The 11351-nt window shown below is 45.7% G+C and carries 15 protein-coding genes, 1 tRNA gene and 1 other annotated feature; of the genes, 6 read left to right on the forward strand and 10 right to left on the reverse strand.

Going from position 1 to position 11351, the window contains the following annotated elements; genetic code table 11:
- Window position 1 precedes the first annotated feature (1 nt).
- Window positions 2–1069 carry an LPS export ABC transporter permease LptG gene (gene lptG, locus BLW68_RS17105; protein ID WP_092795948.1) on the forward strand — a complete coding sequence of 356 codons (1068 nt, stop codon included), beginning with the start codon at window positions 2–4 and terminating at the stop codon, window positions 1067–1069.
- A 19-nt stretch (window positions 1070–1088) separates the two neighbouring features.
- Here lptG and BLW68_RS17110 read toward each other — a convergent pair whose 3' ends face one another.
- A complete protein-coding gene (locus BLW68_RS17110; protein WP_092795995.1) occupies window positions 1089–1586 on the reverse strand; it encodes an RDD family protein in 498 nt (165 codons plus the stop codon).
- A gap of 338 nt (window positions 1587–1924) precedes the next feature.
- On the opposite strand from BLW68_RS17110, the gene BLW68_RS17115 reads away from it, so the two are divergent.
- From BLW68_RS17115 to BLW68_RS21475, 4 genes are all read left to right on the forward strand, one after another.
- A tRNA-Leu gene (locus BLW68_RS17115) sits at window positions 1925–2011 on the forward strand.
- A 164-nt stretch (window positions 2012–2175) separates the two neighbouring features.
- Entirely contained in the window at window positions 2176–2553 is a 378-nt protein-coding gene (locus BLW68_RS17120; RefSeq protein WP_092795950.1) for a MerR family transcriptional regulator, read from the forward strand.
- 65 nt (window positions 2554–2618) lie between these two features.
- Window positions 2619–3008, forward strand: a complete 390-nt coding sequence (gene merC / locus BLW68_RS17125) for an organomercurial transporter MerC (RefSeq protein ID WP_034823179.1) — start codon at window positions 2619–2621, stop codon at window positions 3006–3008.
- Window positions 2996–3211: a GDCCVxC domain-containing (seleno)protein gene (locus tag BLW68_RS21475; protein ID WP_072243337.1), complete on the forward strand. Its 216-nt coding sequence runs from the start codon at window positions 2996–2998 to the stop codon at window positions 3209–3211. Before merC ends, BLW68_RS21475 begins: the two co-directional genes overlap by 13 nt.
- A gap of 462 nt (window positions 3212–3673) precedes the next feature.
- Here the strand turns inward: BLW68_RS21475 and BLW68_RS21165 are convergent, their stop codons facing one another.
- The 8 genes from BLW68_RS21165 to BLW68_RS17170 all read right to left on the reverse strand — a co-directional run bounded on the left by BLW68_RS21165 (window position 3674) and on the right by BLW68_RS17170 (window position 9440).
- Window positions 3674–3919 carry an RNase H1/viroplasmin domain-containing protein gene (locus tag BLW68_RS21165; protein WP_177172278.1) on the reverse strand — a complete coding sequence of 82 codons (246 nt, stop codon included), beginning with the start codon at window positions 3917–3919 and terminating at the stop codon, window positions 3674–3676.
- Between the two features lie 74 nt (window positions 3920–3993).
- Complete coding sequence (locus BLW68_RS17140; RefSeq protein ID WP_092795956.1) at window positions 3994–4284, reverse strand: helix-turn-helix domain-containing protein; 291 nt, start codon at window positions 4282–4284, stop codon at window positions 3994–3996.
- Window positions 4284–4691 (reverse strand): DUF2787 family protein, encoded by a 408-nt coding sequence (locus BLW68_RS17145; protein WP_092795958.1) that lies wholly within the window; start codon window positions 4689–4691, stop codon window positions 4284–4286. Before BLW68_RS17145 ends, BLW68_RS17140 begins: the two co-directional genes overlap by 1 nt.
- Window positions 4692–4720: 29 nt before the next feature.
- Entirely contained in the window at window positions 4721–5167 is a 447-nt protein-coding gene (locus tag BLW68_RS17150; protein WP_092795961.1) for a JAB domain-containing protein, read from the reverse strand.
- A gap of 78 nt (window positions 5168–5245) precedes the next feature.
- Window positions 5246–5704, reverse strand: coding sequence for a DUF6641 family protein (locus tag BLW68_RS17155; protein ID WP_092795964.1), 459 nt, complete (start codon window positions 5702–5704; stop codon window positions 5246–5248).
- Between the two features lie 32 nt (window positions 5705–5736).
- Window positions 5737–7659: an AAA family ATPase gene (locus tag BLW68_RS17160; RefSeq protein WP_177172279.1), complete on the reverse strand. Its 1923-nt coding sequence runs from the start codon at window positions 7657–7659 to the stop codon at window positions 5737–5739.
- 76 nt (window positions 7660–7735) lie between these two features.
- Window positions 7736–8659, reverse strand: a complete 924-nt coding sequence (locus BLW68_RS17165; RefSeq protein ID WP_245728385.1) for a tyrosine-type recombinase/integrase — start codon at window positions 8657–8659, stop codon at window positions 7736–7738.
- 157 nt (window positions 8660–8816) lie between these two features.
- The gene (locus BLW68_RS17170) at window positions 8817–9440 is read right to left on the reverse strand and encodes a hypothetical protein (protein ID WP_092795968.1); all 624 of its coding nucleotides are present in this window, start codon (window positions 9438–9440) and stop codon (window positions 8817–8819) included.
- 406 nt (window positions 9441–9846) lie between these two features.
- Here BLW68_RS17170 and BLW68_RS17175 point away from each other — a divergent pair, with 406 nt between their 5' ends.
- Window positions 9847–10083, forward strand: a complete 237-nt coding sequence (locus BLW68_RS17175) for a hypothetical protein (RefSeq protein WP_092795970.1) — start codon at window positions 9847–9849, stop codon at window positions 10081–10083.
- A 1-nt stretch (window position 10084) separates the two neighbouring features.
- Here the strand turns inward: BLW68_RS17175 and BLW68_RS17180 are convergent.
- Window positions 10085–11301 (reverse strand): IS3 family transposase gene (locus BLW68_RS17180; protein WP_092794354.1). Its coding sequence is split into 2 segments (ribosomal slippage): window positions 10085–11019 and window positions 11019–11301, totalling 1218 coding nucleotides; the frame shifts between segments, so codons are not numbered across the junction.
- Window positions 10907–11023, reverse strand: a sequence feature (AL1L pseudoknot). (Overlaps the previous gene by 117 nt.)
- Window positions 11302–11351: the final 50 nt, after the last annotated feature.

An 11351-nucleotide genomic window follows, 5' to 3' on the forward strand; every position in this document is an offset into this window, starting at 1 on the left:
CATGCTGAAAATTATTGATATCTATATCGGCCGCACTATTTTAACCACCACAATGCTGGCATTAAGTGTGTTGCTGGTTATTTCGGCCATGTTTAAATTTATTGATCAGATGCGATCTGTGGGCCGGGGTTACTACGACATGGTACACGCCGCGCTGTTTACGCTTTACAGCGTACCCGGTGATTTGGTCACTTTTTTCCCTATGGCCGCATTAATCGGCGGTTTAATTGGCCTTGGTATGCTGGCCAGCAACAGTGAGCTGGTGGTTATGCAGGCCGCAGGTTTGTCGCGCTTTAACATTATCAGCTCAGTGATGAAAACCTCTGTCATCATGATGCTTATTGTTATGGCAGTGGCCGAATGGGGTGCGCCAATCAGCGATCGTGCCGCCCGTGAGCTGCGCACTAAAGCTATTTCAGACGGTAACCTGTTTGCTGCGCAACAAGGTATATGGGCCAAAGACGGCGATCAGTTTGTTAACATAGGCAAAGTAGATGACCTGGGCAACCTGACCGATGTGATTATTTATCAGTTTGATACCGATCTTAAACTGGTGTCTATCGTCAGCGCAGATAGCGCGGTATATCGCAACGATGCCTGGCAGTTACAGCAAGTGGTACGGCAGGACTTTACTGCCGACAGAATACTAAAACAGTTAGCACCACAGCAAAGCTGGCGTTCATCATTAACACCCGACAAACTGAGCGTGGTTACCATAAAGCCGGAAATGCTGTCACTAACCGGCCTGAATGATTATGTCGACTATCTGCAACAGAACGCTCAGGAATCCAGCCGCTATGAACTGGCATTCTGGCGTAAAGCCCTGCAACCACTAACTATAGCCGCCATGCTGTTAATGGCACTGTCGTTTATTTTCGGCCCGTTAAGAAGCGTAACCATGGCTGCAAGAGTGTTGATGGGTATTCTTACCGGCTTTGCGTTTTATATGAGCAACGAAGTATTCGGCCCGGTAGCTCTGGTGTATCAGCTCCCCCCACTGGCTGGCGCCATGGTGCCCAGCCTGCTGTTTATCGGGCTATCGGTGTATTTTATGCGAAAGAAAGTCTGATTGGTTTAACAAAACAGCCCTAACGGGCTGCTTTGTGCAGGTTTAACAGTTTACTTTGCTCTTTGGTCAGCACTACTACCTGGGTATTGCTTAGCTGATCCTGCAACGCCAGGCCTTTACCCCAGCGCAACCATAGCCAGAAATTACCCAGCCCCAACAACGCCGTAACAGCACGTACTAACGCCTGTTTAAAACTGATAGCTGCTCCATCCTGTTGTACCAGAAATAAGCGCCAGGCACGCATGCCCAGCGTTTGGCCACCTTTGTACCAAAAATACAGATAAAACCAGAAAAACCACAATACAGAATACAACTGAAACCAGATTTTATGCCGGGTAATAAAATCGGCATGATCGGTATAGTTAGCCAGCGAAATAACACCCACACTGTTTAACAGTGCCACTAGCAACAACGCCAACGCCATGGCCGCCATCCACAGTGCAGCCAGAATTAACCAGTCATACATAATAGCCGCCAGACGGCGAATTAAACCCGCACGGGGTGCATTAGCAAACATAACGTCGTCCGATAATAAAAACCGCGCAAGTGTAACATGCAGCAACGCTTTTTCGAAGCTGCTGCAATTTTGTGCAACTGAAAGCCCGGCGGATAAATTCGCTTGCGCATCGCCATTCGCATCGTATAATGCAGGCGTTTACCTCAAAATATCCCTCAGTGCCTGGGTGGCGAAATCGGTAGACGCAGCGGATTCAAAATGCAACGCGTCTTAGATTGAGGTAGACATAACTTATTGATTAGTCTACAATTAAAAAGTTATCAGCGCTAAAAGCAGCTTGTAAAGTTTTGTAAAGTCCTGTAACTAGCTTAGTTACAAGATAAAAAGTCCTCTCAAATGCCTGGGTGGCGAAATTGGTAGACGCAGTGGATTCAAAATCCACCGTTGGCGACAACGTGCCGGTTCGAGTCCGGCCCTAGGCACCATAAATTCTTATTTAGCCCGAATGTTTACTTCCCCATTGATCCAAATATCTAATATTCGAATCGACCGTCAGCTAAGAGCGAGAAGCGGTCATTAGTAGTTCGAGAAATTTTACATCGTATTGATATACTAATGTCATGAAGTAGGCTGATTTTGTGGTTATACGATGAAAACGATAGGTAAGTTGGCTAAAGAACTTGATTTAGGCTTAGAAACTATACGGTTTTATGAGCGAGAAGGCCTAATAAAGCAGCCCCAAAAACCTCAAAATGGTTATCGGGTGTATGACGACTCAATCACCAAGCAATTACAATTCATTTGTAAGGCTAAAGCACTTGGCTTTACTCTAAAGGAAGTAGCGTCTTTGATGTCAATGGATGGCGATTGTGCCAAAGTTGAATCTCTAGGTTTGCAGAAACTGAGCTTAATTCAAAGTAAGATAGCTGACCTTCAACGCTTAGAAGTCGTCATAAAAGAAATGACTAATTCATGCCGCAACAATAACGACCAATCTCACTGCCCAATAATCGATTCGCTAAAATAGCATTGACTCCGTACCTATCTACGGAGTTTACACTCAAGTCATTCAAATAATGTTAGACGTTAAAAATGATTAATAAGATTTTAGATAAAGTTGGCTCAGGTGGTGTTTGGCTTGCAGCCCTCAGTTGTACGGGGTGTTTCCCTGCTCTCGGTTCATTAGCATCAGCATTGGGATTAGGCTTTCTCTCTCACTTTGAGGGGATTGCTGTAAATACCTTGTTACCTATATTTGCAACTTTGGCGTTGTTGGTAAATTTGTATAACTGGTATAAAAACCAAAATCATACGAGAGGTACTCTTGGAGTTATTGGGCCTATAGCTGTTTTGTTAACCCTCTATCCACTATGGCAATATGACTGGAGCACTTATTTGTTCTATGTGGGTATTTGTTTGATGATTGTAATGTCCGTATTGGACATTGTTAAACCTTTGAAGGAGCAAACATGCGAGGTATAGAGTTAAATTCTACCATTACTTGCCCTGAGTGCGGTTTCAGTAAAACCGAAGAAATGTCAACCAACGCTTGCCAGTGGTATTATGAATGTGAATCTTGCAAAGTTCTCCTAAAGCCTTTGAAGGGCGATTGTTGTGTATACTGCTCTTATGGAACAGTGAAATGCCCACCAATTCAAGAAGGCCAAAGTTGTTGTAAGAGCTAAGTGAATGTCTCTTAATGGCACTTAGCTGCCAGGCAGCCGAGGTCTATCTGCTGGAATGAGCGAACAACGGTCGTTAAAGCCGTCAGCAGAGGCGCGACCTTGCGAGCGTCCTGCTGACTGGCTTTGTTATATTTCTCACTTTACGCAACTTCCAAAAGCATGCTCGAAAACACTACCTTTAAAGCTAGCCGCGCGGTGAGCAATCTCTCCCGCGTTTGGCTTCTCCCAATGCTTATGAATGGTCAGGTAACTGTGAAATAAAAGGAATTATTATGATAAGGGCTGGATATCAACGTTTTATGCAAACATTTCAGGGGCAAAATGCAACGGACTTTGTGCGTAAGATAGCCAATATAGTGTCAGCCCATTTTGACGAGTTACTTCCATGAACAACTTAATAATGGCAACTTATTCGAAAGATGGTGAATGCCGTGCTGTTACTGAGTTTCTATCTTATGGTAACTATACGATATTTTTCTTTTTTAATCTCGGATGTGACCAGCTAAAACTTTTTCGCGGGTCATAACTTGATTGGCTTCGATTGTAAAATGCTTCCTCAGCTTCTCGAAGTGAATAGTACTTCTTGTAAACTGGTTTTGAGTAGTGTTCAACATAGCGCCACACTTCATCCCATGATTCATAAATACCTGGGCATGCGCCGACAAAGATGACATAGTATTTCTTAAACTTCTTTTTGTGCTTTTTCATTTCTGGTTCCTGATTGCTTAGGTTGCAATCAGGATTTACAGATTCAAAAAACTTATCTTGAGTTGTTGGTTTACTTATTGCTGTAGTTGGTCTGGATCTTTGAGAAGCACAAGCAGTGAAAGCAAAGACTTTATTGGTGCGATATGAAGCCATCGGCATATATCGATAAATTCCAACAAATCGAGTCCACGTTGTGCTTGCTCAATTTTACCAAAGTAACTATGTGGCTTGCCGCTTACGGCGCTTAGGTCACGCATAGTCATACCTTTAGCTTCACGCTGTTCGCGAAGCCAGTTGCCAAGTGCTACTCGCTTAGCGCTACCGTTTAAGTCTGACTTACTTCGTTTAGTGATGTATTTAGTCATTAGCTTACCTCCACGTCAAACACGCCCATTTCAAGCCAGTAGGTTAAAAAGTTATCTTCCCATATCGGGTAGATTTCTCTGGCAACTTCAATAGGGTAGTAGCCGGTCATGTCCTGAAAGGTGCCAGCGATAAACTCGAAGTCCAAAGACTTCACCAGCTCAGCACAATCACCCATCCCGGCATAGCAAAAGTCGGTGATGTAGCAGATGTCATAACGGCCACTGGTGCCGGTAAGTAGTATTTCTACCGGATGGTAGCCGCCATCTTCTGCACTGTATTTCGGGTCCCGAAAGTTCACGCAGACAAATTCTGCCAGTGGCTCTCTGTGCGGCTCAATCGCTTTAATCAGTGCATCAATAAATCGCTTTGAAACAGGCAAAGCTAAGCCCTCGTACTGAATACGCATAATGTTTTACTCCTGAAGATATGGGGTGTTTACTTAAAAATATGAGCGTGGGTTTGTCGCATGCTGGTGTGTTGGTTAAGGCCGATAATCACATGGTCCAGCACGGCGATATTTAAGATGTTGCCAATCTCGATGACCCGCTCGGTAAAGCGCACATCGGCCTGGCTGGGTTCACTTAACCCTGATGGGTGGTTGTGAATTAAGATAACTGCCTTCAAATTTAAAATGACTGCGGAACGTAGCAGCTCAACCGGCCTTGTGCTGATTGCATCGGCCGTGCCTTTAGCCACCACTTCAAAGCAATTCACTTCGTGCTGTGCGGTGAGGTTTACCACAATAAACACTTCTTTGGTTTCATGCTTTAGGTAGTCAAAAAGCTTACCGATGACTTCAGGGCTGTTTGCCGTTTTACCGGTAATGTCACAGTCCACTTCTTTAAAACGGTAGGTCAGTTCTATTTCTCGCAGGGTTGCCAAAATGCACCTCCAAAACCTGCTATACGTTTTTTAACCTGATTGAATGAATTGGCCGGCTTAGTGACCGGCCATGTCATATCACTTTTTATCCGTGGTTTTGGCTTTGGGTGGTTTCGGTGGTTTTGCGGGTGACAGTTGCAATATCTGCGCATCTAACTCACCGCTTTCGACGGCCTTGATGATAGTACTGATAACAGTCGGTAAGTCTTCTTTCTTACCGACATCAATAGCCGCCTTGCCTTTTTCCAGCTCCAGCGTTTTAAGCCCGACTTTGATTTCAAAGTAGTAGTGCTCGTTGTCATCAAAGTACCAGGGGCGAACCGATTTGCGTGTACGCACGGTTTTGCGCTCACCGGTTTCGGGGTCTTTCACCTTTTTGTCTTTATAGGCTTCATAAGCCTGACCATCTAAAATGGCCTGCGCCATTGCCTGCTGCTCATCCAGCTTTTCAATCAGCTTCAGGCGTTTGCCTAAGATAGGTGGTTTAGGCTCAATTTTTGGGCGAGCGATAACCTTGAGCGAACTCAATATAGACATAGTGTGTTTTCCTTATGGTGTTGGCTTAGTGGCTATTGCACAAAGCCGATGGGGGTTTTAGGTTGCTTGCGGTTGTTTTCATCGGTCAGCACGGCAAGCGCTAACTGACGATGTTCGTGCGCTGCGCTAAAGCGCAAACGACGGGTTAAAAGTGCAAAATCGCCGGGCGTCAATCTGCTAAGCGAACTTAGCTGCTCAGTCTCTAACGTCGATAGCTGTGGAGCGCTCACAGTGCGCTTGTACAGCGTTAAAACTTGCGGCGCGCTCAAGTAGTCACACTGCAACTTGAAATCAAAGCGGCGCAATATGGCGCTATCCAAAGCCGTTTCGAAATTAGTTGCAGCAAAGAGCGGATAGCTAAAGCACTCAAGCTGCGCCAGCAGTTCGTTCACCACTTGCCGCTCGTGGTGCATGTTTAGCCGTTCCCGACTGGTCAGCAGGCTGTCTACTTCATCCAGTAGCAACATCTGGTTGTTGCGGTGCGCTTGCTGAAAGAGCCTTGCTATTTGCTTCTCTGAGCCACCGACATATTTACTCAGTACATCCGAGCTTAATACCCGCTTTAGCTCACGCTTATGCTGCTCGGCTAAATGATGGGCCAGCGCGGTTTTACCGGTGCCTGGCGGACCACTAATCAACACCCGTATCGGTGCGTTAGTGGCAACAGCGTGGTTTATCTGCTTTAGCACCGTGCTGGACTGTTTGATGTTCAGTAGCGACATATCAAACGCCAATTCTGCCTGATAGCGCATACTGTCATCCCACAAGTCGCAGGCGGTCAGGCTGTTCTCTATCACATCCTCGATAACGCCTTGTGCCAAACTACGTTTAACACCCAGCGTTCTGGCAACGTGGGAGGCGTTAGCTAGCAGTGCCGGTGTCAGGTTCGGTGTTTTACTGAGCCGTGTATGAAACTCACTGCTGATGCCTAAGCCTTTAAACTCCGCACGGCTCATTTTCTCCAGCACTTCGTCTTTCGGTGCATTAACCGGCATGACTAACTTAAAGCGGCGTATATAGCTGTGCTCCAACTGGTCAACGTAGTTAGTAATCCAAATAGTCGGCACCGCGTTTTGCTCTAATAACCGGTGCACCGACTCTTTCGAGTAGTGTGTGTCAGCGCTATAGAACAGGCTTTCACATTCATCGACCAGCAGCATCATGGCGCTTTGGCCCATTAAGCTTTGCAGCATAGTGATGTACTGAATGCGCTGGGTGTCAGAGCTTTTCGCGCCAAACTCGTTAGACAAAAAGCCTTCGTCCATACGCACGTTCTGGGCTTCATAAAGTGGCACGGACAGGCTTTTTGCCAGCACTTTCGCCAGTGCTGTTTTGCCGCTACCGGCTTCGCCATAGAGCAAAATGTTAACGCCGGTAAGCTGCTGGCTTATCGCCTCGGCCAGATAGCCTTGCAGCAGCGCGACATCGACATAGCTAAAATCATCAGTCTTTAACGGTGTTTCGATGCTTGGACAAAGCAGATGGCGCAGCAACTGCGCTTTGCTTTCTATTCGCTCACTGGTCAACACATACAGTATGCTTGCCGGTATCGTGATGTCCTGCAGTTCATTCAAATATTGGTCTACCAATATCACGCCGTTTTGCTGCAAAACCGATAAGCTGTGCGAGACATCGTTAGCGCTTAAACCGGATACCTCACAAAGCAACCTCTCCAGTGCTTTTTCTTCAAAGTGGCCACCCACAAAATCCACCAGCTGATTAAGCCCCTGATTAATGTTCATCAGTACTAAAAAGCCTAGAGCAGGACCAAAGTTTGGCGCGACATTAAACAAGGTGCAAAGTGTCGCTAAATTCTGCTCAACCCGTGCCGTCAGCTCAGGCGAAGCATCAGCAATTTTTAAGTGTTTAAGCGCAGTAGCCGTAGTCAGCTCAACTTGGCTATCAAGTACATGGCCGCTGATACGCTTTAAAATAGCGCGACTAACATTCGTCATCGCCAAGTCCACATCTATCAAGCTAATTACATGTCTGGCATAAAATGCCGCTAAATAGTGACAAGGCAGCGGTGTATTAGGCGGGGTTATCATGCTTGCCCCCGGCAATATCATAGTTAAGTGCCGTTGCCGCCTGCTGCATAAACTGCATATCGCGCTTGTCATAAATGGTTGTGGTAGTAATAGACGCATGACCGGCCATCTGGCGTACTGTATTAAGGTCGATATTCTGCTCTAGCAAGCGCGTAATAAAGGTGCGGCGTAAATCATGCGGTGACGCATTCTCAACACCGATATGCTGTAACTTATCTTTGATTAGCCTGTACACCAGCCAAACGCTTAAAGGTTTGGCCGGTTTGACGCTGCCGTTTATCAACATAGAGCAAAACAGATAGCCAGGCTGCATAGAGCGTAGTTTTAGCCAGATTTGCAGATAGTTCAGGCACCACTTGGGTAAGAATACAGTGCGGGACTTGCTGCCCTTACCGTTACGTACCAGAAGCGTTTGCTTGTTCAAATCGACATCTTTTAGCTCAAGTGCCACCAGCTCACTACGTCGAAGGCCAGTGCCAAGCAATACTGCAAATAGCGCTATATTGCGCTTACCCACTGCTGATGTTGACCGGTCCAGTAGTGTAAAGAGTGCTTGAACCTGCTGCTTTGTCAGCGCAGTGCCGGGGTATTCGGCATGTTTTAGCTTACTTAAGCTACTTAGCTGATTAAACTGCTCGCTATCGGCTAGCTTCATCATGACAGCAACTTTGACAATACTGCGAATAGCGACTTGCGCCCGGTTAATCGAGCGCGACGCCCAGCCTGCATGCTGCAACATAGCGCGTATTTGGAGCATGTCCTGATAGTTGATACGGTGAAAGCGTGATTCATCTTCAACCGGCCAGTCCATGATTTTAGCGATACTACGAAGCTGTGACGCAATAGACGTTTTGCTATTAGCCGACAGTCTGCTCAGGTAAAGCGAATACGGCGAAGCTGTACTCATAGAGCACCTCGTTAGATAGTGATAATCAGATTGAAAAAGAGTGAGAAAGGGAGCGCAAGAAAGAGCGCTACACCATGGTAGCGCTGGAGTTGGTGGAAATACAACCAGTATTTATGACACGGCTCATGTTGACTAAACTAAGAATATGCAGGAGTTACTACATCCATTTTCTATTAATTACAGTAGATGTGAAACCAAGATTCAGTTCGAGATATACACAGTTCGTTACGAACTCCTCTACATCTGGATTTACACAGTTTTTGTTGCAAATTTCAGTCATTGTAAGCACTCCAAAGCTCTCCAGCTTTTCAAGCATAGGAAGAAGGTTAAAACTATCCATGCGGATCTGGTTGTTTTGCAGCTTGATCACAAGGCTCGTAATCGGCATTGCTGAGAAGGTATGCTTAGAAGATTTTGGTTTTCCAATGTGTATTAATTCATTTTCACCTACTTTTTGAGTTCTGAAGTCTTCATCGGCAAGGCAATAAACGGGTTTAAAGTTCCGTTTCTCGTATGCCATTTCAAATAGAAAAAGCCCTAGCCTTAATTCATCGGGAGATAGTTCGGGTGTAGATAAAAGATTTATAACATGATGATAACTCTCATCATGTGGGTATTTATATCTGGAAAAATCTCCTGTGTGCAGGGCCTTTGCCATGTGTTTTTTAAGCCCCTGCCTTTCGTAGAGCTTTAGTTTGGGGACTATATAGTTTGTGCTACTTGCTATCCTTAGTTCCCTAGGCACTTCATACTTACTTCTATCAATTTTGTTTGTAGACATATCGCAGCACTCCAATATTTCAATCAATCTAGATTCAACCTGGCCTAGAGGTCAACTTTTTAAAAAGAATCTTCTAAGGCTTGCTCAGTTTATATAGAGCTACTAAAGGCTTTCCTTAAATTAAGCACTTGTTCTATATGGATTTTATTGTTTTCCAGCTTTTTGGTTGAACGATTTTTATATTATTAGTTTTTTTCTGAGAAATTTGAAATCTAGAAAAGTTATAGAAGCTGTAAAAATCAAGCCTTCTGAAGGCGTTTTAAGTTTTTCTCCATGTTTTTTTTCAATCCAAAAAATTTAATCTGATCAATTGTTCTCATGGAAAAGTTCCTCACCGATGCGAGTTGTATCATTCACCTACAGCGCTGCAATTATCATCAATTACAAACTTTTGAGGTGTACGACCATGACAATTAACCAAACTCGATGCACAGAAACATCAAACAGCCTTTTGTTAAACCTGCCTGCCCAAGCTTCAGGTTTCCCTATTGAGGTCATGAAGATAGTGAGTGGGCATCCTGCTAAAACCAACGTTCTACAAGTTTTGGATAGTGAGCGGCTTCCAGTTACTAAAAGCGTCAGAGCCAATGTATGTAAAGGCGATATGAATCGCACCGGTAAATTCGGAGGCGGATTTGTTTGAGTCATGCTGCCGTATCTTGTGTTAATTGTCGATAGTAGTTTTCCTCATATTCAGCTGGCGGGATATCACCAATTGAGCTCAGCAATCGTCTATTGTTAAACCAGTCAACCCAGTCCAGCGTTGCCAACTCAACCTGCTCCAGCCCTCTCCACGGGCCGTCTTTATAAATCACCTCAGCTTTGTACAAGCCGTTAATCGTTTCAGCCAAGGCATTGTCATACGAGTCGCCAACACTGCCAACAGACGCCGTAAAGCCGGCTTCTGATAACCGTTCAGAGTAACGTATCGAGACATACTGGCTTCCTCTGTCGCTGTGATGAATGACGCCTTTAGGTTTACCTCTGGCCCATAATGCTTGCTCTAGCGCGTCCAGAATCAACTGTGTCTGCATCGTCTTCATCACACGCCAGCCCACGATTTTCCGGGAGAACACATCGATTACGAAGGCGACATAAATGAAGCCTGACCACGTAGCAACATAAGTGATATCTGCAACCCACAATTGGTTTGGCCGGTTGGCACTGAACTCCCGTTTCACCAGATCCAATGGTTTAGCAGCGGCATCATCAGGGATCGTCGTGATACAACGACGGCCACGCCGCACGCCTTGGATCCCAAGCGTACTCATCAGTCTGGCAACCGTGCAGCGAGCCACCGAGAAGTCTTCACGCTTCAGTTGCTTCCAGACTTTCCTGATGCCATAGCATTGCCGGTTATCCTGCCATACACGCAGGATCTCCGGCTTCAGAGCCTCATCCTGATGGTAACGCTGACAGCGCCGTTGAGGCTGCGCTTCAAGTGACTTGCACCGGTAATACGTTGATGGCGCGATCTGCAATACGCGGCAAATCGGCTCGACACCATGCAACGCTCGGTGCGAATCAATGAACTGGATTATTTCTTCGGTTTGCGGTCGAGCTCCGCTTGAGCAAAAAACGCAGCAGCTTTCTTCAGGATTTCGTTAGCCTGCTTAAGCTCTTTATTTTCTCGCTCAAGTTGTTTGATCTTGGCTGCGGCATCGGTGGTAACTCCAGGCCTTTTGCCTGAATCCACCTCAATTCGATTAACCCAAGCCCTTAATGTCTCAGGTGTACAGCCAATTTTTGATGAAATAGACACCAGTGCCGCCCACCGGGATGGGTGATCATGCTCTGAGGTCAAAACCATGCGAACTGCACGCTCGCGGACTTCTGCTGAATATGTTGTTCTCTTGTTCATAAGCTAATTCTCTCAAGAAAATTAGCCTCCGACAAACCCGGTATGATTCA

The sequence above is a fragment of the Rheinheimera pacifica genome, assembly GCF_900108485.1.
Lineage (GTDB): Bacteria > Pseudomonadota > Gammaproteobacteria > Enterobacterales > Alteromonadaceae > Alishewanella > Alishewanella pacifica.